Annotated in this window: 18 protein-coding genes and 1 tRNA gene; 15 read left to right on the top strand and 4 right to left on the bottom strand. The window is 60.5% G+C overall.

The genetic code is table 11. The features are described from left to right. Positions 1-3: 3 nt before the first annotated feature. Both EOK75_RS14630 and EOK75_RS14625 read left to right on the top strand, forming a co-directional pair. A complete protein-coding gene (locus EOK75_RS14630) occupies positions 4-1,047 on the top strand; it encodes an ABC transporter ATP-binding protein (protein ID WP_137194834.1) in 1,044 nt (347 codons plus the stop codon). Continuing rightward, complete coding sequence (locus EOK75_RS14625) at positions 1,044-1,940, top strand: carbohydrate kinase family protein (RefSeq protein ID WP_137194833.1); 897 nt, start codon at positions 1,044-1,046, stop codon at positions 1,938-1,940. The genes EOK75_RS14630 and EOK75_RS14625 overlap by 4 nt, the downstream gene beginning before the upstream one ends. Positions 1,941-1,942: 2 nt before the next feature. Here the strand turns inward: EOK75_RS14625 and EOK75_RS14620 are convergent, their stop codons facing one another. Next, positions 1,943-4,258, bottom strand: coding sequence for a Tex family protein (locus EOK75_RS14620; protein WP_137194832.1), 2,316 nt, complete (start codon positions 4,256-4,258; stop codon positions 1,943-1,945). A 152-nt stretch (positions 4,259-4,410) separates the two neighbouring features. Continuing rightward, positions 4,411-4,487 (bottom strand) — tRNA-His (locus EOK75_RS14615). A gap of 116 nt (positions 4,488-4,603) precedes the next feature. On the opposite strand from EOK75_RS14615, the gene EOK75_RS14610 reads away from it, so the two are divergent. Both EOK75_RS14610 and EOK75_RS14605 read left to right on the top strand, forming a co-directional pair. After that, positions 4,604-4,813, top strand: a complete 210-nt coding sequence (locus tag EOK75_RS14610) for a DUF6324 family protein (RefSeq protein ID WP_137194831.1) — start codon at positions 4,604-4,606, stop codon at positions 4,811-4,813. A gap of 161 nt (positions 4,814-4,974) precedes the next feature. Next, positions 4,975-6,987 carry a M3 family metallopeptidase gene (locus EOK75_RS14605; protein WP_137194830.1) on the top strand — a complete coding sequence of 671 codons (2,013 nt, stop codon included), beginning with the start codon at positions 4,975-4,977 and terminating at the stop codon, positions 6,985-6,987. Here EOK75_RS14605 and EOK75_RS14600 read toward each other — a convergent pair whose 3' ends face one another. Next, positions 6,988-7,953: a GlxA family transcriptional regulator gene (locus tag EOK75_RS14600; protein WP_137194829.1), complete on the bottom strand. Its 966-nt coding sequence runs from the start codon at positions 7,951-7,953 to the stop codon at positions 6,988-6,990. Positions 7,954-8,023: 70 nt separating this feature from the next. Here EOK75_RS14600 and EOK75_RS14595 point away from each other — a divergent pair, with 70 nt between their 5' ends. The 6 genes from EOK75_RS14595 to EOK75_RS14570 are packed head-to-tail and all read left to right on the top strand — an operon-like array spanning position 8,024 to position 14,866. After that, a complete protein-coding gene (locus EOK75_RS14595) occupies positions 8,024-8,938 on the top strand; it encodes a beta-keto acid cleavage family enzyme (protein ID WP_137194828.1) in 915 nt (304 codons plus the stop codon). Between the two features lie 35 nt (positions 8,939-8,973). Continuing rightward, entirely contained in the window at positions 8,974-10,422 is a 1,449-nt protein-coding gene (locus tag EOK75_RS14590) for a carnitine 3-dehydrogenase (RefSeq protein ID WP_137194827.1), read from the top strand. 3 nt (positions 10,423-10,425) lie between these two features. After that, on the top strand, positions 10,426-11,589 hold the full coding sequence (locus tag EOK75_RS14585) for an acyl-CoA dehydrogenase family protein (RefSeq protein ID WP_137194826.1): 1,164 nt from the start codon (positions 10,426-10,428) through the stop codon (positions 11,587-11,589). A gap of 4 nt (positions 11,590-11,593) precedes the next feature. After that, positions 11,594-13,588, top strand: a complete 1,995-nt coding sequence (locus tag EOK75_RS14580) for an acetate--CoA ligase family protein (protein ID WP_137194825.1) — start codon at positions 11,594-11,596, stop codon at positions 13,586-13,588. Continuing rightward, entirely contained in the window at positions 13,585-14,382 is a 798-nt protein-coding gene (locus EOK75_RS14575; RefSeq protein ID WP_137194824.1) for a carnitinyl-CoA dehydratase, read from the top strand. The genes EOK75_RS14580 and EOK75_RS14575 overlap by 4 nt, the downstream gene beginning before the upstream one ends. Positions 14,383-14,401: 19 nt before the next feature. Continuing rightward, positions 14,402-14,866: an OsmC family protein gene (locus tag EOK75_RS14570; protein ID WP_137194823.1), complete on the top strand. Its 465-nt coding sequence runs from the start codon at positions 14,402-14,404 to the stop codon at positions 14,864-14,866. A 3-nt stretch (positions 14,867-14,869) separates the two neighbouring features. Here EOK75_RS14570 and betC read toward each other — a convergent pair whose 3' ends face one another. After that, on the bottom strand, positions 14,870-16,372 hold the full coding sequence (gene betC, locus EOK75_RS14565) for a choline-sulfatase (RefSeq protein WP_137194822.1): 1,503 nt from the start codon (positions 16,370-16,372) through the stop codon (positions 14,870-14,872). 128 nt (positions 16,373-16,500) lie between these two features. On the opposite strand from betC, the gene EOK75_RS14560 reads away from it, so the two are divergent. The 5 genes from EOK75_RS14560 (at position 16,501) to EOK75_RS14540 (ending at position 23,679) form a co-directional block, all read left to right on the top strand. Continuing rightward, positions 16,501-18,492, top strand: a complete 1,992-nt coding sequence (locus tag EOK75_RS14560) for a CocE/NonD family hydrolase (RefSeq protein ID WP_137194821.1) — start codon at positions 16,501-16,503, stop codon at positions 18,490-18,492. A gap of 190 nt (positions 18,493-18,682) precedes the next feature. Then, positions 18,683-20,254, top strand: coding sequence for an ABC transporter substrate-binding protein (locus EOK75_RS14555; RefSeq protein ID WP_137194820.1), 1,572 nt, complete (start codon positions 18,683-18,685; stop codon positions 20,252-20,254). A gap of 10 nt (positions 20,255-20,264) precedes the next feature. Then, positions 20,265-21,221 carry an ABC transporter permease gene (locus EOK75_RS14550; protein WP_137194819.1) on the top strand — a complete coding sequence of 319 codons (957 nt, stop codon included), beginning with the start codon at positions 20,265-20,267 and terminating at the stop codon, positions 21,219-21,221. Between the two features lie 11 nt (positions 21,222-21,232). Further along, positions 21,233-22,048 (top strand): ABC transporter permease, encoded by an 816-nt coding sequence (locus EOK75_RS14545; RefSeq protein WP_137194818.1) that lies wholly within the window; start codon positions 21,233-21,235, stop codon positions 22,046-22,048. After that, positions 22,045-23,679 carry an ABC transporter ATP-binding protein gene (locus EOK75_RS14540; protein ID WP_137194817.1) on the top strand — a complete coding sequence of 545 codons (1,635 nt, stop codon included), beginning with the start codon at positions 22,045-22,047 and terminating at the stop codon, positions 23,677-23,679. Before EOK75_RS14545 ends, EOK75_RS14540 begins: the two co-directional genes overlap by 4 nt. Positions 23,680-23,700: the final 21 nt, after the last annotated feature.

The raw sequence follows: 23,700 nt of genomic DNA, 5'->3' as shown, positions 1-23,700 counted from the left end.
CCCATGGCCACAGTCACCCTGCACAATCTGGTCAAGGCTTACGGCAAGGCCGAAGTTCTGCACGGCATTAACCTTGAGGTGGCGGATGGCGAGTTTGTCGTCTTTGTCGGCCCCTCGGGCTGCGGCAAATCCACGACCTTGCGGATGATCGCAGGGCTGGAAGATGTGACCGGCGGTGAGGTGCAAATCGACGGGCGCACCGTTAATCATCTGGAGCCGAAAGACCGCGATATCGCAATGGTGTTCCAGAATTACGCAATTTACCCGCATATGTCGGTGCGCAAGAACATCGGCTTTGGCCTGCGGACCTCCAAGCTGTCCAAGCCAGAACGCGAAAAGCGGATCGAAGAGGTCGCGGCGATGCTGTCGATGACCGATTACCTCGACCGCAAACCCGCCCAGCTTTCGGGCGGGCAACGTCAGCGGGTGGCGATTGGTCGTGCGATGGTGCGCGATCCGGCGGTGTTCTTGTTTGATGAGCCGCTGTCAAACCTTGATGCCCAATTGCGCAGCCAAATGCGGCTGGAGATCAAGAAGCTGCACCAAAGGGTCGGCACCACGATCATTTTTGTTACCCATGATCAGGTTGAGGCGATGACGATGGCCGACAGGATCGTGATTATGAAGGATGGTCATATCCAGCAAATCGGCACCCCCGCCGAGGTGTTCCACCAACCGGCCAATATCTTTGTGGCACAGTTTATCGGTGCGCCCTCAATGAACCTGATGCCGGGCCGTGCGGTGTCCGGCGGGGTTGAGGTGGGCGGCACAGTGATCGCCCGCGAAACCGACCATAGCGGGGAATTGACCATCGGCATCCGCCCTGATGATCTGCACGTGACCGAAGGCGAGGGGCGCTTTGCTGGCCGCATCACCCTGTTGGAACCTTTGGGCTCCGAGACGCTTGCCTATGTTGATATCGGCGGGCAAGAGGTGGTCGCGCGTGCCGATGGTCGCAATCCACCTGCGCTTGGTAGCATGGTGCAGCTGGCGGTTGATCCGGAGAACCTTCATCTCTTTGGTGCCGATGGGGTGGCGATCAAATGAGCGCAAACGTCACGTCATGGGGCAAGCGTGTGCTGTGCACAGGCAGGCTTTACTGTGATCTTGTGATGTCGGGCCTGTCGGCCGCACCCGAGCCGGGCCAAGAGGTCTATGCCAGCGGGCTTGTGCTTGCAGCGGGGGGCGGGGCCTATATCACGGCGGCCTATCTTGCGGCGCTGGGGCGGGGGGCCGGGCTTGCGGCGGTGCTCCCTGCCGAGCCTTTCGCCGGTGCAATCGCAACCGAGCTAAGCGGCGCAGGGCTTGATCTTGGCGCATGTAGCCTTGCCGCACCGGGGATGGAGCCGCAGATCACCGTGGCGATGATCCTGGATGGGGACCGCGCCTTTGTCACGCGCCGCGCGGGCCTCGCCTTTCCCGAGGCTTTGGGCGCTGCCGTTGACAGCGGCGCATGGGACCATCTGCATATTGGTGAGCTGGCAAGCCTTGTGGAATCCCCGCAAGTGATTGCGCGGGCCAAAGCGGCGGGGATGACGATTTCGCTGGATTGTTCGTGGGATGCCAAGGTTCTGGCGCGTGATGATCTGGCACAGGTCATGCAGGGTGTTGATATCTTTTTCCCCAATCGGGCAGAGGCAGATATGCTGGCGTATCACGGCCGGTTGGCGCCTTTGGTCGTGGTCAAAGAGGGGGCTGCCGGTGCACGAGCCATTTCAGCCAAGGGGTCGATCCACCGTCCCGCAGTGGTCACAGAGGTGGTCGATACCGTGGGCGCGGGCGATGCCTTTAACGCGGGCTTTCTGGATCGCTGGCTGTTTGGTGCGGGGTTGGCGGATTGCCTTGACGCGGGCGCGCATACCGCAAGTGCTGCCGTGGCGCGACAGGGCGGCGCGCGGGGTTTGGGGCGGTTGACCCGGCATAAGCCCACCGCCCGATAGCGCTATTTTCCGAACTTGCCACGCAATGCATCGGCAAAGGGGTTGGCGGCTGCCGTTTTTGGCGCGGATTGCATTTGCGCGGCCTTGGGTGGGGCTTTTTGTGACCTGCCTGCGGGGCGCTCGGCAGCTTGCTCACGCGCCTCGCCGCTGTCTTTCTTCATGGTCAGCCCGATACGCTTGCGGGGCACATCCACCTCAACCACTCGCACTTTGACCACATCGCCGGCCTTCACCACCTCATGCGGATCGGAAACGAATTTATCGGCAAGCTGGCTGACATGAACCAGCCCGTCCTGATGCACGCCGACATCAACAAACGCGCCAAAGGCGGCGACATTGGTCACGGTCCCTTCCAACATCATTCCGGGCTTGAGGTCTTTTATATCATTGATCCCATCGGCAAAGCTGGCGGTTTTGAATTCGGGGCGCGGATCGCGGCCGGGTTTTTCCAGCTCTGCCAGAATGTCCTTGATGGTGGGCAGGCCAAAGCGGTCATCGACAAAATGCATCGGGTCAAGCTGTGCCAGTTTTGGCGATCCCATCACCTCGCGCAGGTCACGGCCACAGGCGGCAACGATCTTGCGCGCAACGTCATAGGCTTCGGGGTGGACCGAGGATGCATCCAACGGTTCGGCCCCGCCTGAAATGCGTAAGAATCCGGCCGCTTGCTCAAAGGCTTTTGGCCCAAGGCGCGCAACCTTCAACAGATCACGGCGTTTGGCAAAGGGGCCATTGGCATCGCGGTGGGCGACAATCGCATCCGCCAGCCCCGGCCCCACACCCGACACACGCGCCAAAAGCGGCGCCGAGGCGGTATTCAGGTCGACCCCCACGGCGTTCACTGCATCCTCAACCACCGCCTCCAAGGAACGGCCAAGCCGGTGCTGGTCCACGTCATGCTGATACTGCCCTACGCCGATGGCTTTGGGCTCAATCTTGACCAATTCGGCCAGCGGATCTTGCAGACGGCGCGCGATGGAAACCGCCCCACGCAGCGACACATCCAGATCGGGGAACTCTCGCGCGGCCAGTTCCGACGCGGAATATACCGAGGCGCCGGCCTCAGAGACAATGACCTTGGTCGGCTTTTTTGCCGTTGCTGGCAAGACATCCAACAGGTCGGCCACCATCTTTTCGGTCTCGCGGCTGGCGGTGCCATTGCCGATGGCGATCAGGCCGACACCATGTTTCCCGATCATCTGCGCAATGGTAACCTGTGCCCCGCGCAGATCGTTTTTCGGCTGGAACGGATAGACGGTGTCGGTGCCCAACAGCTTACCCGTGGCATCAATCACGGCCACCTTCACGCCGGTTCGTATCCCCGGATCAAGCCCCATCGTCGCCTTGCCACCCGCAGGGGCCGCCAGCAGCAAATCCTTGAGGTTGCGGGCAAAGACGCGGATCGCCTCGGCCTCGGCGCGGTCGCGCAGATCGCCCATCAGGTCCAGCGTCAGCGAGGTTTTGATCTTGATCCGCCACGCCCAAGCGGCGACATCACGCAACCAGATATCACCCTTGCCATTGCCCGCTGCCTGCAGTGCCGCACCACAGGTTGCCTCACATGGCGATTGGCCGCGCGGGGCGTCCGGGTCGACCTCAAGGTCCAGCGTTAGAAAGCCCTCATTGCGACCGCGCAGCATTGCCAAAACGCGGTGCGAGGGGGCGGAGTGCCACGGCTCTGAATGGGTGAAGTAGTCGGAAAACTTGGCGCCTGCCGCCTCTTTGCCCGCGACCACGGATGCCGCAAGCCGGCCCACAGATTTCATGTGGTTGCGCAGCTTGCCCAAAAGGGTGGCGTTTTCGGCCAGCCCCTCGGCGATGATATCACGCGCGCCTTCAAGGGCTGCTTTGGCATCGGCCACTTCGGCGTTGATAAAGGCGGGGGCCAGCGCTTGGGGATCGACGTTGCGATCGGCCAGAATCGCCTCGGCCAGCGGGCCAAGACCGTTTTCGCGGGCAATCATCGCGCGGGTGCGGCGCTTGGGCTTGAAGGGCAGGTAAATATCTTCCAGCTCTGCCTTGGTGGTGGCCTTGATCAAGCTGGTGGTCAGATCATCGGTCAGTTTGCCCTGATCCTTGATCGAGGCCAGAATCGTTGCGCGCCGTGTCTCCATCTCTCGCAAATAAGTCAGGCGTTCGGCCAGATTGCGCAGCTGGGTATCATCCAACCCCCCCGTCGCCTCTTTGCGGTAACGGGCAACAAAAGGCACGGTGGCCCCGCCGTCCAACAGCGCCACCGCAGAGGCGACCTGTCCGGGGTTGGCCCCGATTTCGCTGGCAATAAGACGGTTAAGACGGGCGGCAAGATCAGGGGTCATATTTTTGGTTCCTGTTGGGCAAGCCGGAACCATAGCCCTGCCATGGGCCGGGGCCAAGGTGTTTTCGGCCCATGGTGGCCAAAGCTCGCCTGCGCAGAATCAGCAAGGCGCAATCGCTTGAACGCGGCCTTTGGTCAGTAAATAAAGGGTAATGGTACCACCTCCCCGGCTCGAACGGGGGACCTCTTGATCCACAATCAAGCGCTCTAACCAACTGAGCTAAGGCGGCACTGGGGGCGATTTAGACTGTGCTTTAACCGAATGCAAGACCCTTTGCACAGCTTGTCAGTCGCAACGCTTCAGTTTATGCAAATTAAAACCGTATTGGTCAGGAGAAACAGGCCCATGGGCATTGATAAACAAAGTGAACTTGCCGCAAATTTGCAAATCGGGCCGACAAGCCTTGGCATGGTGCGGATTTATGTAGAGGGCGAGGGCGTGGACCTGCCGCTGGATTTCGATCCCGATGAGGCACAGGAAATCGCCGAAGAGCTGATGACAGCGGCCGCAGCGGCACGCAGCATGGCAAGCGGGTCTTCCAAAAAGAAACGCTAATCCCCGATCACCCCGCAGCACGTGCAGTCGTTTACGCGGTGCGGGGCATGGCGGGTTCAAACATCAACACAATTTGAACGAAACGGGTATGGCTTGTCAGGGTCTTACACTCTGGACCTTCGCTGCGCGGATGCTTAGCGTGGCGCGCAAAGGAGACCGCCATGACCAACCCTCTCTTGTCTGACTGGACCGAAGATTTCGCAATGCCGCCCTTTGGCGCGATTAAGGATGCCGATTTCGGCCCCGCCTTTGATACCGCATTGGAAACCGCACGCGCCAATATCAGCAGCATCGCCAAAAACCCCGCCGCCCCGGATTTTGCCAATGTGATCGACGCGATGGAGCTGGCACAGGATGATCTGGACCGTGTCGCGGGCGTGTTCTACAATCTTGCCGGTGCCGATAGCACCCCCGCGCGTGAGGCCTTGCAACGTGAGCTTGCGCCAAAGCTAAGCGCGTTTTCCTCGGAAGTGACCAACAACAAGGCGCTGTTCGCCCGCGTTGAGGCCGTGTGGGAGGCGCGTAAGGGTTTGGGCGCGGAACAGTTGCGTGTGCTGGATCTTTATCGCCGGATGTTCGTGCGGGCCGGTGCGCAGTTGGAAGGCACCGAGGCGGCGCGGCTGACCGAGGTAAAGGCGCGGCTGGCGGTGCTGGGCACCTCTTTCAGCCAAAACCTGCTGGCAGATGAACGCGCCTGGTTCATGGAAATATCCGAGGATGATCTTGAGGGGTTGCCGGATTTCGTTGTGGCCTCGGCGCGCACGGCGGGTGTGGAAAAACAGGTCGCAGGGCCGGTGATCACGCTCAACCGTTCGTTGATTGTTCCATTTTTGCAGTTCTCCCCCCGCCGTGAATTGCGGCAAAAGGCTTATGCCGCTTGGGTGGCGCGCGGTGAAAACGGCAATGACAATGACAACCGCGCCATCGCCACGGAAACGCTGCGCTTGCGCGAGGAGCGCGCGAACCTTCTGGGCTACAATACCTTTGCCGATTTCAAGCTGGAGCCGGAAATGGCGAAAACGCCAGCGGCCGTGCGTGATTTGCTGATGCGGGTGTGGGAGCCTGCGAAGGCCAAGGCAAATGCCGACGCGAAGGTCTTGGAAGCCATGATGCAGGCTGATGGTGTCAACGGCCCTCTTGAGGCTTGGGATTGGCGCTATTATTCCGAAAAGCGTCGCCGCGCAGAACATGATCTGGATGAGGCGGTGCTAAAACCCTACCTCTCGCTAGAGGCGATGATCGCCGCCTGTTTTGATTGCGCCAACCGCCTTTTCGGGCTGGAGTTCCGCGCGCTTGACGCACCGCTTTACCATCTGGATGCCCGTGCGTGGGAGGTGACGCGTAACGGGAGGCATGTCGCGGTGTTCATAGGCGATTATTTCGCGCGCAGCTCCAAACGCTCAGGGGCGTGGTGCTCGGCAATGCGCAGCCAGCGCAAGCTTGGCGGCGATGTCCGGCCTATCGTTGTCAATGTCTGTAATTTTGCCAAGGGGGACCCCGCGCTTTTGTCCTATGATGATGCGCGCACCTTGTTCCATGAGTTTGGCCATGCGCTGCACCAGATGTTGTCGGATGTAACCTACGGCTTTATTTCCGGCACCAGCGTGGCGCGCGATTTCGTTGAATTGCCAAGCCAGCTTTATGAGCATTGGCTTGAGGTGCCCGAGGTGCTGGAAAAACACGCCCGCCATGTGGAAACGGGTGCGCCGATGCCCGCCGATATGCTGGAACGTTTGCTGGCGGCGGGGACCTATGACCAAGGCTTTGCAACGGTTGAATTTCTGGCAAGCGCGCTGGTTGATCTGGCCTTTCATGACGGGCCGGCACCCAGTGACCCGATGGAAAAACAGGCCGAGGTTCTGGCCGAAATCGGGCTTCCCCATGCAATCCGGATGCGCCACGCCACCCCGCATTTCGCGCATGTGTTTTCGGGTGACGGTTATTCCTCGGGGTATTACAGCTATATGTGGTCCGAGGTGATGGATGCCGATGCCTTTGCCGCCTTTGAAGAGGCGGGCGACCCCTTTGATCCGCAGGTCGCGGCAAAGCTTGAAAAGTTCATCCTCTCGGCTGGTGGCAGTCAGGACCCCGAGGCGCTTTATACCCAGTTCAGGGGGCGGATGCCGGGGGTGGAACCCTTGCTCAAGGGCCGCGGATTGCTGGATGAGGCGTAATCAGCGCCCTTTACGCAGGCTGGAGGGCGGCTGCCCGAAGGCGCGCTGAAACGCTCGGCTAAGCGTTGACTGGCTGGAAAACCCGCAGCGCAGCGCCACCTCGGCCAAAGGGTGATGTGTGTCGGTGATCATCCGGCGCGCGGCGGCAAGGCGCAGGCCAAGCGCATAGGCGCCCGGACTTTGACCGAGGGCGGCCTGGAACAGGGTTTCCAGACGCCGTGTTGACAGGCCCAGCGCGCGGGCGGTGGCGGCGACCGGCTCGGGGGTATCCAGCCGCGCATCCATCCGCGCGATGGCGCTTGCGATGCGCGGATCAAGGCGCGGGCGGCTGTGCTGGACCTGTGGCTCGGCCCCGTCGCGGGGGGTGGTGATAAAGCTGGCCGCGATCTGGCGGGCGAGGGGCGTGCCTTGGCGCTTGGCGATCAGATGCAGCATCAGATCAGCGGCGGGCGCGGCCCCGCCTGCGGTAAAACGATTGCGATCAATTACATAGCGGGTTTGTACCACGTCAACCTCGGGGTGGGCGGCGGCCATATCCTCAAAATCTTCCCAATGGACGGTGGCGCGGTAGCCATCCAAAAGCCCCGCCCGCGCCAAGACCCAAGGCCCCGCATCAATCCCGCCGATCATCGCAAACCGTCCCGCCGCACGACGCAGGGCGGCGATCAGCGGGCGGGTGGCCACCTCGGCCTGACGAAAGCCCGCGACCACCACCAGCGCATCCGCCCCCGCCGCATCGTTCAAGGTGCCCGAGGCGGGGATCTCTATACCGCAGGTCAGGGGTACCGGCCCGCCGTCGGGTGACAGAACCCGCCAGCGATAAGCCTCGGTTCCCAAATGGCGGTTGGCAGATCGCATCGGGTCCAGCGTCCCCGCCACCTCAAGGATCGAGGCTTGCGGCAGCACCAGCACCGCCAAAGTAAGCGGCGCAGAGGAGGGGGCGAAAATTGTTGCGGATTGCGCCATGCATCCTTCGTAAATCGCAAAACAGCATTTGCCAAGCCCGTTAAACTGGCGCCAAATCAGGAGGACTTCCATGCCACTCGAAATGAACCGCGATGTTTTCATCACCTGTGCCGTCACCGGATCGGGCGCGACCCAAGACCGCAGCCCGCATGTGCCGCGTTCGCCCAAGGAAATTGCGGATAGTGCGATTGCCGCCGCCCGCGCCGGTGCGGCGGTGGTTCACTGCCATGTGCGCGACCCCGAAACCGGCAAGCCGTCGCGGGACCGCGCGCTGTATCGCGAATTGACGGAACGGATCCGCGATAGTGATACCGATGTGGTCTTGAACCTGACCGCTGGCATGGGCGGCGATCTGATGTTTGACGGCACCGAGAATATGGGCGCGATGGCCGCCACCTCGGATATGATCGGGGCCGAGGCACGCGTGGCCCATGTGGTCGAATGTCGGCCAGAATTGTGCACGCTCGATTGCGGCACGATGAATTTTAACGAGGCCGATTATGTGATGGTCAACACCCCTGGCATGCTGCGTGATATGGCAACGCGCATGGCGGCATCGGGCGTGCGGATCGAGATTGAGGCCTTTGACACCGGCCACCTTTGGCTTGCCAAACAGTTGGCATTCGAAGGGGTGATCCCCGACCCGGTTTTGGTACAACTTTGCATGGGGGTGCCATGGGGCGCGCCGGATGACCTCAATACCTTTTTGGCGATGGTGAATAATGTGCCCAAGGATTGGAACTGGTCGGCATTCGCCTTGGGTCGCAACCAGATGGCCTATGTCGCGGCAAGCGTGCTTGCGGGCGGCAATGTGCGGGTGGGGTTGGAGGATAACCTCTGGCTGGAGAAGGGCGTCTTGGCGACCAATGCGCAACTGGTGGAACGGGCTGCGGGAATCATCACCGGACTTGGTGCGCGAGTAGTCGGACCGGATGAGGTGCGCAAGCGCTTGAAGGTTGAAAAACGCGCGCCGCTGTCGGCTTGATCGTAAAAAAAATAAATAACAAAGGAATAGGGCGCATGGCACGTAAGGCAGCGATCATTGGTGGCGGGGTTATTGGCGGGGGATGGGCCGCGCGGTTCTTGCTGAACGGCTGGGATGTTGCGGTGTTCGACCCCGACCCGGAAGCCGCGCGCAAGATCAATGAGGTCTTGGCCAATGCGCGCGCCGCCTTGCCCGCGCTGTCGGATATTCCGATGATGGCGGAAGGGGTGCTGACCATGGCCGACACCCTGACCGATGCCGTGGAAGGCGCGGAGTATATTCAAGAATCCGTGTCCGAACGGTTGGAGCTGAAGCACCGCGTCTTTGCACAGATCCAGCAATCCTGCCCCGATACGCTGATCGGGTCGTCGACCTCGGGGTTCAAACCGTCCGAGCTGCAACAAAATGCCGCCAATCCCGCGATGATCTTTGTCGCGCATCCGTTCAACCCGGTCTATCTTTTGCCCTTGGCCGAGGTGGTGCCATCCGCCGCCAGTGATCTGGAAGCGATTGAACGTGCCAAGAAGATTTTGCGCGAAATCGGCATGTTCCCCTTGCATGTGCGCAAGGAAATCGACGCCCATATCGCGGATCGTTTCCTTGAGGCGGTCTGGCGTGAGGCGCTTTGGCTGGTCAAGGACGGGGTCGCCACCACCGAGGAAATCGATGAGGCGATCCGCATGGGCTTTGGCCTGCGCTGGGGTCAGATGGGCTTGTTTGAAACCTATCGCGTGGCGGGCGGTGAGGCGGGCATGAAGCACTTCATGGCGCAATTCGGCCCTTGCCTGCAATCGCCATGGACCAAGCTGACCGATGTGCCAGAGTTCACCGAGGAATTGGTTGACCTGATCGCGGGCCAATCCGATGCGCAATCGGGCCAATATTCCATCCGCGAATTGGAACGTATCCGTGACAGCAATCTGGTCGGCTTCTTGCGCGCGCTGAAGGACCGCGATTGGGGCGCGGGCCGTGTGCTGCGCGAACACGACGAACGCCGCCGTGTGGCCTTCACGCCGCCCAAAGATACCCCCATGGTGATGGCGCATATGCAGGTCTTGCCAAGCTGGATCGACTATAACGGTCATATGACCGAAAGCCGTTACCTTTATGCATCTTCGGAAACCACCGATGCCTTTTTGCGGTTCATCGGTGCGGATATGGATTATGTCGCCGGCGGTTTCAGCTATTACACCGCCGAATCCCACATCATGCACCGAGGCGAGGCCAAGCTGGGCGATCATCTGACCGGCACATTACAAGTGCTTTCGGCGGATGAAAAACGTCTGCATGTCTTTGTATCCATACAAAAAGACGGGCAGGACGTGGCCACAATCGAACAGATGCTTTTGCATGTGGATATGAAGGCCGGCCACGCCACTGCCGCGCCACAGGTCATTCGGGATCGGCTGCTGCCCATCGCCAATGCCCATGCAGATCTGCCGCGCCCCAAGGCCGTGGGCCGCGCCACCGGACAAAGGAAATAGCCCATGCATTTCGGAATGACCGACGAACAACGCATGATCGTTGACACCACCCGCGCCTTTGTCGAGGCCGAACTTTACCCGCATGAGGCAGAGGTCGAACGCACGGGCCATCTGCGCATGGATCTGATCCGCGAGATTCAGGCCAAAGCGATTGATGCGGGGCTTTACGCCGCGAATATGCCCGAAGAGGTCGGCGGTGCGGGGCTCGATACGCTGTCATGGTTGCTTTATGAGCGGGAACTGGGCCGCGCCAATTATGCGCTGCACTGGACCTGTGTCGCGCGCCCGTCCAACATCCTTTTGGCGAGCACCGAGGAACAACGCGAACGCTATCTGCACCCTTGTATCCGTGGCGAGAAATGGGATTGTCTTGCGATGACCGAGCCCGCCGCCGGGTCGGACCTGCGCGGCATGAAGGCCAGCGCGCGGCAGGACGGGGATGATTGGGTGCTTAACGGCACCAAGCATTTCATCAGCCATATCGATATCGCAGATTTCGCGATTGTTTTCATGGCCAGCGGCGAGGAAGAGACCCCGCGCGGCCCTAAAAAGCTGATCACAGCGTTTTTCGTCGACAAAGGCACGCCGGGGTTTACGGTGCGCGAAGGCTACCGCAACGTCAGTCATCGTGGCTATACCAATGGCGTGCTGGAGTTTGACAATTGCCGTCTGCCTGCTGCCCAAGTGCTGGGTGAGGTGCATAAGGGCTTTGAGGTGGCAAATACCTGGCTTGGGGCCACGCGCCTGCAAGTCGCCGCCACCAGCCTTGGCCGCGCGGATCGCGCCTTGGGCCATTCGGTGCAATATGCCGCCGAACGTGAACAATTCGGCCAGCAGATCGGCAAGTTTCAAGGTGTTTCCTTCAAACTGGCCGATATGGCGATGGAGCTGAAAGCAGCCGAGCTTTTGACATGGGAGGCTGCTTGGCGCTTTGATCAGGGCACGGTGACTGAGGCCGATATGTCTATGGCCAAGCTGAAGGCGACCGAGGTTCTGGCGATGGTCGCGGATGAGGCGATCCAGATCCACGGCGGCATGGGCTTGATGGAGGATTTGCCACTGGAACGCATCTGGCGTGACGCCCGCGTAGAGCGGATCTGGGAAGGCACCTCGGAAATCCAGCGCCACATCATCAGCCGTCAGCTTTTGCGCGCGCACGGGGGCTGAGGCGATGAAGGATCTGTCGCGGCTTTTGCGCCCGCGGACCATTGCTGTGCTAGGCTCGGTCTGGGCAGAAAATGTGATCGCACAGTGTACCAAGATGGGGTTTTCCGGTTCGGTTTGGCCCGTACACCCCAAGCGGGCTGAGGTGGGCGGGATCAAAGCCTATGCCAGTCTGACCGATCTGCCCGAGGCACCGGACGCAACCTTTATCGGCGTCAACCGTCATGCCACCGTGGATGTCGTGGCCCAGCTTTCGGCGATGGGGGCAGGAGGTGCCATCTGCTTTGCCTCTGGCTGGACCGAGGCGGGTGAGGCCGGATTGCAGGCCGATCTGGTCAATGCTGCGGGGGATATGCCCATCCTCGGGCCGAATTGCTACGGGGTTATCAACTACCTGGACGGCGCGCTTTTGTGGCCGGACCAGCATGGCGGACGGCGGGTGGAACGCGGCGTTGCTTTGCTGTCGCAATCCTCCAATATCGTGATCAACCTGACGATGCAGGCGCGCGGCCTTCCGGTGGCCTATGTTGCATGTCTGGGCAATGCCGCACAGGTTGGCTTGGCGGAACTGTCGGCGGCCCTTCTGGCCGATGATCGCGTGACCGCCTTGGGCCTTTATGTTGAGGGTTTTGACGATGCCCTCGGCTTTGCGGCTGTGGCCGAAGCGGCGCGGCAGGCGGGCAAGGGCGTGGTTTGCCTCAAGTCGGGCAAGACCGAAGGTGCACGTCTGGCGGCTGCATCACATACTGCGGCCTTGGCGGGCGGCGGGGCCGCGTCCTCGGCATTTCTGGCGCAATCGGGCGTGGCCGAGGTGGCAACCTTGCCGGAATTGCTTGAGACGTTGAAGATTTTTCATATCCATGGCCCGCAGATCGGCAGCCGCCTGTGCTCGCTCTCCTGTTCGGGTGGTGAGGCGGGGCTGGTTGGTGATCTTGCCGAGGGCTTCGGGATCGGGTTTGAGCCGCCCACCGAGGCGCAACGCCAGACCTTGAGCGCGCTGTTGGGGCCGATTGTCACTGTCTCCAACCCATTGGATTATCATACCTTTATCTGGGGCGATGGGCCGCGCACCCGGGATGTCTTTTCTGCCATGCTGCAAGGCTATGATGCGGGGCTGTTCCTGATCGATCCGCCAAGGCCCGACCTGTGTGACCCGTCATCATTCGAGCCGGCCCTGCAAGCGATTGAGGATGCCGCCAAGCTTACCGGCAAGCCCGCTTTCCCCGTGGCCTCGATGCCGGAAAACTTTGAGGAATCCCGTGCGATTGCGATGATGGCCCGTGGCACAGTGCCCCTCATGGGGTTGGAGACAGCGCTCGGCGCCTTGGCCGCGGCGCAGACGCCGCCGGGTCGGGCGGGGTGGCGGCCCTTGCCGTCGCGCAAGCCGACCCGTCCTACGCTCTTGGACGAAGGCGCGGCCAAAGCCCTCCTGAAAGCTGCTGGTATCCCCGTGCCGCGCGGTGTCAGCGCCCCCGATTTGGCGATGCTGCGCCCCTTGGCCAAAACCCTGACACCACCGCTGGCGCTCAAGGGCCATGGTTTTGCGCATAAATCCGAAAACGGTGCAGTGCGCTTGGGACTGACCTCGCTGGACGATCAAGCCCCCATGCCGGGCGCAACGGGCTATCTGGCCGAGGAAATGGTGTCCGGTATTCTGGCCGAGATGATGATCGGTATCCGTCAGGACGCGGTTTACGGCAGGACCCTGACCTTGGGCTTTGGCGGCACCACGGCCGAGCTTTTGGCCGATACTGTCACCCTGATTTGTCCGGTGACCGCGCCAGAGGTGGAACAGGCCCTGCGCCATTTGCGGCTTTGGCCTTTGCTTGACGGCTATCGCGGGCGGCCAAAACCCGATGTTGCGGCATTGGTTGATGTCGCAATGCAGTTGCAGGTGGTGATGCGCGATGCCACTTTGAATGAAATCGAAATCAACCCGCTGATGCTGCGCGAAACGGGGGCTGTGGCCGCCGATGCGGTGATCTGGAAGGATATGGAATGATGAAAATGCGAACAGACGGCCCGATTTTAACCCGGGTCGAAGGGGCCGTGCTGGAGGTGACACTTGCACGTGGCAAGGCCAATGCGATTGATCTGGCCACAAGCCGTGTCATGGGTGAGGTGTTCCGCGATTTTCGCGATGATGATGCGCTGCGGGTTTGTATCCTGCGCGCGCAGGGCGACAAATTCTTTTGCCCCGGTTGGGATCTAAAGGCCGCCGCCGATGGCGATGCGGTGGATGGTGATTACGGCGTGGGCGGCTTTGGCGGTTTGCAGGAATTGCCGCACCTGAACAAACCCGTCATCGCGGCGGTGAACGGTATCTGCTGTGGCGGCGGGCTGGAACTGGCGCTCTCTTGCGATCTGATCCTAGCCTCGGATACCGCAACATTCGCCTTGCCTGAAATCCGCTCGGGCACGGTGGCCGATGCCGCGTCTGTCAAGCTGCCCAAACGCATTCCCTATCATGTCGCGATGGATCTGTTGCTGACGGGCCGCTGGTTTGATGCCGAAGAGGCGCAACGCTGGGGCCTGATCAAGGAAATCCACCCGCTGGAGGATCTGCACACCAAGGCATGGGATTTGGCGCGGCTGTTGGAAAGTGGGCCGCCGCTGGTCTATGCCGCGATCAAGGAGGTGGTGCGCGAGGCCGAGGATATGAAGTTCCAGGATGCGCTCAACCGGATCACGAAACGGCAGTTTGCAACGGTAGACCGGCTCTATTCCTCGGATGATCAATTGGAAGGGGCACGGGCCTTTGCCGAAAAACGCGATCCGGTCTGGAAGGGCCGCTGATTTTTCATGGGGGTAATCCATGCAGACTTATGAGAGCCGGATTGTCTGGACTGGCAACAGCGGTGAGGGCACGGCGCATTACCGCGCCTATGCCCGCACATGGGATATCGCGGTGCCGGGCAAGCCCTTGGTGCATTGCTCTAACGACCCGCTTATGGGCGGCGATCCGTCACGGATGAACCCCGAGGATCTGCTGCTTTCGGCGCTCTCGGCCTGTCATATGCTGTGGTATCTGCATTACGCCTCCGAGGCGGGCGTGGTCGTCACCCGCTATGAGGATACCCCCGTGGGCGCGGCCGAACTGGGGCCGGGTGGTGCGGGGCGTTTTACCTCGGCCGAGCTGCGCCCCGTGATCTGGGTCGCCCTCGGCGCCGATATGGGCGAGGCCGCCGCGATCCATGACAAGATCCACAAGGTCTGTTTCATTGCCCGCTCGGTCAATTTCCCCGTCACCTATGCGCCGGAATTTCGCATCGAGGATTAGTGCCTATTCCCAGCGCGGAAATCGTTTGCTTTCCTCCAGCGTGTTGAGGTCCATGTGGTTGCGCATATAGCGTTCCGAGGCTTGTTGCAGCGGTTGGAAATCCCACGGGTAATAGCCGCCCTGACGCAGTGCCTCATAGACCACCCAGCGGCGTGCCTGACTTTCGCGTACCGCTGCATCAAAGGCGCGCAGGTCCCAACGGGCCTCGGATTTGGTTCGCAAGGACTGCAAGGTGGCGGAATAGGCGGAATCAAGGGCAAGGTTTTTGCGCTCGCTCGGGTCGGCCTCGATGTCGAAAAGCTGTTCGGGATCGGCAAGGCAGCGGGTGTATTTCCACTTGCCATAGCGCAGCATGACCAGCGGCGTGATCGACCCTTCGGCGGCATATTCGATGGCCACAGGGTCCGCGCGCTCCGCGCCCTTGGCCAAAGGCAGCAGCGATTGCCCGTCGGTCCAAGGCATCACCTCGGACATATCGATCCCCGCCAGATCGCAAAGCGTAGGCGTCACGTCGACGGTTGATACGGGCGCTTCGTTCAGATGCGGCTCCAGCCCCGGCGCGCAGATCATCAAGGGCACACGGGCAGAGCCTTCAAAGAAGCTCATCTTGAACCAAAGCCCGCGGTCACCCAGCATATCCCCGTGATCCGAGGCAAAGACGATAATCGCCTCTTGGCGCGTGTCCTCCAGCACTTGCAAAATCTCACCGATCTTGTCGTCGATATAGCTGATATTGGCGAAATAGCCTTGGCGGGCGCGGCGGATATGCGCAGGCGTGATGTCGAACTTATCGCTGTTACAGGCGTCGATCAAACGTTTCGAATGGGGGTCTTGATCGGCGTAAGCAATGGCATCGGGTGCGTCGAGGTGCTCGCAGTCATTGTAAAGGTCCCAATACTTGCGGCGCGCGACATAGGGGTCATGCGGGTGGGTAAAGCTGACGGTCAGGCACCACGGGCGGTCGGACCCGCGCGACAGATCATAGAGCTTCTGGCTGGCCTGATGGGCGACATCATCATCATATTCCAGTTGGTTCGATATCTCGGCCACGCCCGCGCCGGTGACTGAACCGAGGTTGTGATACCACCAATCGATCCGCTCTCCAGGTTTGCGGTAATCGGGGGTCCAGCCGAAATCGGCGGGATAGATATCGGTGGTCAGCCGGTTCTCAAATCCGTGCATCTGGTCGGGGCCGACAAAATGCATCTTGCCCGAAAGCGTGCATTCATAGCCCGCGCGGCGCAAATGATGGGTGAAACAGGGGATGTCGGATTGGAATTCGGCGGCGTTGTCATAGACGCGGGTGCGGCTGGGAAGCTGACCGGACATAAAGCTGGCGCGACCCGGCGCGCAAAGCGGTGATCCGGTATAGCTGTTGGCAAAACGCACAGAGCGTTGGCTAAGCTTGCGCAAGTTGGGCGCATGCAGCCAATCGGCCGGGCCATCGGGGAAAAGCGTGCCGTTAAGCTGGTCCACCATCAAGATCAGGATGTTCGGTTTGGTCATAGGTCTCTCTTTCTTTGCGGGTTGCCAATCCGGCCCTCTGCGCCTTTGATGGCACGATAAGATGCGCCACCCGCTTTTACGAGCAGTTTCGGCGGCGCTGACAGGGATGTTCCAAGGAAGGCTAGGCGATGCAGGTTGTAACAGAATTTCCATTTGCGGTTACGGTTGAAGAGGATGTGGGCATCGTAATGCCGGACGGGTGCCGTTTGTCGGCACGGATATGGCGGGCCGAGAGGGCAGGGCCGGTGCCCGTCATTCTGGAATATCTCCCCTACCGCAAACGTGATGGCACCTTGGCACGCGACGAACGGATGCACCCTTACTTTGCGGGCCATGGCTATGCCGCCGTGCGGGTCGATATGCGCGGCTGTGGCGACAGCGAGGGGCTGATGGCCGATGAATATACCCAGCAGGAAATGCAGGACGCGGTGGATGTGATCGCCTGGCTTGCGGCCCAGGACTGGTGCAATGGCAATGTGGGTATGATGGGCAAAAGCTGGGGCGGGTTCAACAGCCTGCAAGCCGCCTATGCGCAGCCGCCGGCGTTAAAGGCGATTGTGACGGTTTGTTCCAGCACGGATCGTTTTGCCGATGATGTGCATTTCCGTGGCGGGTGTTTGCTGGGCGAAAACCTTGGTTGGGGGGCGGTGATGCTGTCATATAGCTCTCGTCCGGCCGATCCGGCCTTGCGCAGTGATTGGCGCGAGGACTGGCTGGCGCGGCTGGAGGCGGAGCCGTTTCTAGCGCCGCGTTGGGCCAGCCACCAACGCCGCGATGCCTATTGGAAGCATGGCTCGGTCGGTGAGGATTTCAGCCGTGTGCAGGTGCCGGTGCTGAGCATCTCTGGCTGGGCGGATAATTACATGAATACCTCGGCCAAGCTGGTGGAAAATGTGGCGGGGGCCAAGGCGATTATCGGGCCTTGGGTGCATCAATACCCGCATCAGGCGGTGCCCGGCCCGGCGATGGGGTTCATGGATGTGGCGCTACGCTGGTGGGATCGCTGGCTCAAAGGCGTTGAGAACGGGGCCGAGGATGATCCGGCCTACCGCGTCTGGATGATCGACAGCGAGGCACCCGATGCTTGTACACCTCACCGCAAGGGACGTTGGGTGGCGGAAACCACCTATCCTGCGCCAAGGTCGCAAGAACAGGTCATGGTGCTATCCGCTGGCGGTGTTTTGGGTGGCACGGGTGGCACGTTGAACCAGCCCATCTGCACGCCTCCCGATCTGGGGTTTGCGGCGGGTGAGTTCTTCCCGATGAGCAGCCATGCCGAACTGCCGGGCGATCAGGCGGGCGATGACGCGATGTCGCCGTGCTTTGACGGGCCGGTGCTGGATGCGCCCCTTGCCTTGCTGGGCGCGGCGCGTTTGCACCTGCGCCTGAACAGCGACAAGCCGCGGGCCTTTGTCGTGGCGCGGCTTTGCGATGTCGGGCCGGATGGGGCGTCGGTGCGGATTGCGCATGGGATGCTCAACCTGTGTCACCGTGACAGCATGGAGGATCCCAGCCTTCTGGTGTCGGGGCAGGAGATGGAGGTAGAGCTGGTGCTGGACCAGATGGCCTACCGGCTGGCGGCGGGGCACCACTTGCGGATCGCGCTTTCGACGACCTATTGGCCCTTTGTCTGGCCCAGCCCCGAGGCGGCGACCCTGACATTGACCAAAGGCAGCCTGACCCTGCCGGTGCATGAGGGTGCGCCAGCCGATGAATGGCAGGCCCCGCCACCGCGTGCCGCCGCCGATTGGAACCACCATCGCCATTCCGATGCAGCTTTCGCGCGGCGGCTGGAGGAGGATCTTATCACCGGCACCCGCGCCTTGGTGGTTGAGGAACACAGCGGCCGGGTGGAGAACCTTGACCACGGGCTGATCACCGAAGAACATGTGACCGAGCGCTTTGAGGTGGATCCGAAGACCCCCGGCCGCGCCCATGTGATTTGCGACTGGGAACAGCAGTTGGCGCGCGGGGATTGGGCGGTTTCCACCCGCGCAATATCACAAATGTGGGCGGAACCGGACGCCTTGGTATTCCACGCGCATCTGCGTGCCTATGAGGGCGAGACGCTTGTTTTTGAACGTGAGTTCAACGAACGCATCCCCCGTGATTTTGTCTAAACGCGGGGCCAAAGGTTGCAGCGCGGCAGATTTTGGCCTAAAGACGACATTGAGTTGTCTGAAAGCGTCATTTCTTGATGCTTCACCCAATATTCAAAACAGTATCCATGGCGAAGATAATTGTTGCCGTGGAGGCATTGAGCGGCTCTAGTAGCGGCTAAAGAATAAAAAAACCGATAGGGAGACTATAATGAACGACAATCTTGCAAAGCTGATTGGCCGTATTGATGTGGCACGTGTGAACCGCCGCAGCTTCATGGGGGGGGCCGCCGCCGTTGGCGCGCTGGCCACCATGGGGGCGCCGACAATTGCGTCGGCACAGCCCGTCAAGGGCGGCATCCTGAAGATGGGTCTTGGCGGCGGCGAAAGCACCAACAGCCTTGATCCGGCGCTGGCACAAAGTCAGGTGACCTTCCACATCAACCGCATCATCGGCGAAACACTGGTTGATGTCGCGGCTGATGGTACGTTGGATCTGCGGGTTGCCGAGGCGATCGAAAGCTCTGCCGATGCTAAGGTCTGGCGTTTCACCATCCGTAAGGGTGTGAAGTTCCACAACGGTACAGAGGTGACACCGGATGATGTCCTCAAAACGCTGGAGCGGCATTCGAACAAGGAAAGCTCCTCGGGTGCCTTTGGCATCATGGAGAATATCGAAAGCATGCGCGTTGACGGCGATGTGATCGAGGTCACAATGACTACCGGCAATGCTGACTTGCCCTATCTGATGGCCGACTATCACCTGCCGATCCAGCCCGGTGGTGGCATGGAAAACCCGGCTGATGGCATTGGTTGCGGCGCCTATAAGGTGGTCGTGAATGAACCCGGCGTGCGCCACACCTTCGAAAAGCACGCGGATTACTGGGATGATACACGCGGGCATTATGACGGCGTGGAAATCACCGTGATCAACGATGCAACCGCGCGGATGGCAGCGGTTCAATCGGGTCAGGTGCATATTGCCAACCGGGTTGATCCCAAGATTGCCAAGCTTTTGACCCGCGCGCCGGGCCTGACGGTGCGCAACGCGCCGGGGCGTGGGCATTATGTGTTCATCATGCATTGCGATACGGCACCCTTCGACAATCCTGAGTTGCGTCGCGCACTGAAGCTGGCGATTAACCGCGAAGAGATGGTGGACAAGATCCTCGACGGCTTCGGCACCATCGGGAATGACACACCGATCAACGCGGCCTATCCGCTCTTTACCCCGCTGGAGCAGCGCAAATTTGACGTGGCCGCCGCCGCCGAGGCCTATAAAGCCTCTGGCCATGATGGCAGCCCGATCATCTTGCGCGTGGCCGATGGCGCCTTTCCGGGGGCGGTTGATGCGGCGGCCTTGTTCCAGCAAACCGCACAGGCGGCGGGTATCCCCTTGGAAATCAAGCGTGAGCCAAATGACGGCTATTGGTCCGAGGTGTGGAACAAGCAACCTTTCTGCGCATCCTATTGGGGCGGGCGTCCGGTGCAGGACCAGATGTTCTCTACCGCCTATGTTTCCACGGCCGACTGGAACGACACGCGTTTCTTCAACCCCGAATTCGATGCTTTGGTCGAAGAAGCGCGCGCCGAGCTGGATGAGGCCAAGCGTGTCGAGATCTATGCCAAGTTGAGCCAGATGATCCATGAGGATGGCGGGCTGATCTGCCCGATGTTTAGTGATTTCATCGAGGCGGTCAGTGACGAAGTGCAGGGTTGGGAAGTGAATGGTATGCAAGAAGCCATGAATGGCCTCGCCCCGCATAAGACTTGGTTGGCGTAAGGGGACGCCAATGCATCCTGTCCTGAAACTTCTGGTCCAGCGGATATCGCTGGGCCTGCTGTTACTCTTCGCCGCGTCGATCCTGATCTTTGTGGGAACCCAGATCCTGCCGGGGGATGTGGCGCAGAATATCTTGGGGCAGGGTGCGACACCCGAAACCCTGGCCAACCTTCGGGCAGAGCTGGGGCTGAATGATCCGCCACTGACGCGTTACCTCAACTGGCTGTTCGCGGCCTTGCAGGGGGATCTGGGCACGGCGCTGACCAATGGTCAGGATATCGCGACCTCGATGGGCAAGCGTTTGGGCAATACGCTATTTTTGGCGCTATGTGCTGCCATTGTCGCGGTGCCTTTGGCGATTGTGCTGGGCCTGATTGCCGTGCGCTATCAAGGGCGCTGGCCGGATCGCGTGATTTCCGGCGTCACCTTGGCAACCGTTTCGGTGCCGGAATTCCTGCTTGGCTATATCGCGATTTTCGTTTTGTCGGTGCAGTTTCGGGTGTTTCCATCGCTGTCCACCGTCTATGACGGAATGCCGTTTCTAGACCGTTTGAACGCCATTGCGCTGCCTGCGATTGTGCTCGTTCTGGTGGTGCTTGGCCATATGATGCGGATGACGCGGGCGGCGATTTTGAACGTGATGCAATCGGCCTATGTCGAGACCGCCGAGCTGAAGGGCCTGCGTAAATTCGCCATTATTGCACGTCATGCGCTGCCCAATGCGGTGGCGCCGGTGGTCAATGTGGTCATGCTCAACCTTGCCTATCTTGTGGTTGGGGTTGTCGTGGTTGAGGTGGTCTTTGTCTATCCGGGCATGGGGCAATACCTTGTGGATCACGTCTCCAAGCGTGATGTGCCGGTGGTACAGGCTTGCGGGCTTGTCTTTGCGGCGGTCTATATCGGGCTGAACCTTGTGGCCGATGTCGTCTCTATCCTTAGCAATCCGCGCTTGCGGCATCCGAAATAGGGGGGGCCGAAATGATGCGTATTCCATTTGCCGCAATGGTCGGCTTGTTCTTTACCGCGATCTACTTTGGCGCGGCAATTTTCGCGGGCTGGATCGCGCCCTACGGCATGGCCGAAGTCGTCGGTGACAGTTGGGAGCCGTGGTCCTGGGCCCATCCGCTTGGCACCGACAGCATCGGGCGTGATCTGTTGTCACGGATGATCTGGGGCGGGCAGACGACGATCTTTGTCGCCACCATGGGCACGATCCTGTCCTTCTCGCTTGGCTCGGTTTTGGGGTTTGTTGCGGCGGTCAAAGGTGGTTGGGTGGACCAACTTCTCAGCCGGATGGTGGATTTGATGATGTCGATCCCCTCGCTGATCGCGGCGCTTGTGGTTTTGTCGGTGATGCCGGTGACGCTGCCGGTCTTGATCATCGTGATGGGGGTTCTGGATGCCACCCGCGTGTTCCGGCTCAGCCGCGCCGTTGCCGTCGATATCACCGTGATGGATTATGTCGAGGCTGCCCGTCTGCGCGGTGAAAAACAGCTTTGGATCATCTTTCGCGAGATTTTGCCAAATGCGATATCGCCCCTTATCGCGGAAATGGGGCTGCGCTTTATCTTTATGGTGCTCTTCATTTCTACCCTGTCTTTCCTTGGCCTTGGCGTACAGCCGCCGATGGCTGACTGGGGCGGGATCGTGAAGGAAAACAAGGACGCGATCGTTTACGGCGTGCCTGCCGCATTGGTGCCTGCATTTGCCATCGCCTCATTGGCCATCTCGGTCAATCTGGTGGCCGATTGGGTGCTGAACCGGACCACCAGCCTGAAAGGGGGCCGCGGATGAGCGACATTCTGCTTGAAGTCAAAGACCTGAAAATCGAAGTCACCGCCTATCCGCCGGGGGAGCCGCCGCAGGACATCACCATCGTTGAGGGCGTGTCTTTTGCCGTGGATAAGGGCAAGGTCTTGGGGCTGATCGGCGAATCCGGTGCGGGAAAATCCACCATCGGCCTGTCGTCGATGGCCTACGGGCGCGGTGGTGTGCGCATCACCGGCGGTGAGGTTCTGGTCAACGGGCGCGATATTTTGCGCCTTGGATCGGCGGGCCTTAGGGGCTTGCGCGGCAAAGAGGTGACTTACGTCGCCCAATCCGCCGCCGCCGCCTTCAATCCGGCGAAAAAGCTGATGGAGCAGGTGATCGAGGCGACCTTGCTTCATAAGCTGATGAGCAAGGAAGAGGCCGAGGCCCGTGCGATTTCGCTCTTTGATCAGCTTGGCTTGCCCAACCCCGAAACCATCGGCAAGCGCTATCCGCATCAGGTGTCTGGCGGGCAGTTGCAACGGGTGATGACGGCGATGGCGCTTTGCCCCAAGCCCGATCTGGTGATCTTTGATGAGCCGACAACCGCGCTGGATGTGACCACGCAGATCGATGTTCTGGCGGCGATCAAAAAGGCAATCCGCGATACTGGCGTGTCCGCACTTTATATCACCCATGATCTGGCCGTGGTGGCGCAGGTTGCCGATCATATCATGGTGCTGCAAAGCGGGCGGATGGTGGAATATGGCACCGCCGATCACATCATCAACACCCCGACTGAGGAATATACCCAAGCCTTGGTTTCCGTCCGCTCGGTCAAACATGTCGAGCAAACGACAGGCGCGCCGGTCTTGTCTGTCAATGGTATTACGGCACGTTATAAGGGCACGAAATTTGATGTGCTCAAGGATGTGACGGTGGACCTGCCCGAGGGACAGACCCTTGCCATCGTGGGGGAATCCGGCTCCGGCAAATCAACGCTGGCGCGGGTGATCACCGGTCTTTTGCCGCCCTCGCAAGGCGAGATTTTGTTTGACGGCCGCACCCTTGCGCCCGATTTCGAAAAGCGCACCCGTGATGATCTGCGCGAGGTGCAGATGATTTATCAGATGGCCGATACCGCGATGAACCCGCGCCAGACTATCGGCACCATCATCGGCCGCCCGCTGGAGTTCTACTTTGGCCTGCGCGGTGCTGCGAAAAAGAAGCGTATCCAAGAGCTTCTGGACGATATCGAGATGGGTGAAGGTTTCATTGACCGCTATCCGGCAGAGCTTTCGGGCGGGCAAAAGCAACGTGTCTGCATCGCGCGCGCCCTTGCGGCCAAACCCCGGATGATCATCTGCGATGAGGTGACCTCGGCGCTTGATCCGCTGGTGGCCGCGGGGATTTTGAAGCTGCTTTTGAACCTGCAAAAACGCGAAAACGTGGCCTATCTGTTCATCACGCATGATCTGGCGACGGTGCGTGCCATCGCCGATAGTATCGCGGTGATGTATCAGGGGCGCGTCGTGCGCTATGGCAGCAAGACCGAGGTGCTCTCACCGCCCTTTGATGATTATACCGACCTGTTGTTGTCATCAGTTCCCGAGATGGAGCTGGGCTGGCTGGAACGCACCATTGCCAACCGTAAGATGGAGGCGGCGGGCAACTAAGCGTTGCCCGCTGGCCGGTTC

The sequence above is a fragment of the Pseudorhodobacter turbinis genome, from assembly GCF_005234135.1.
Taxonomy (GTDB): domain Bacteria; phylum Pseudomonadota; class Alphaproteobacteria; order Rhodobacterales; family Rhodobacteraceae; genus Pseudorhodobacter; species Pseudorhodobacter turbinis.
This window is presented reverse-complemented; position numbering and strand designations above follow the sequence as displayed.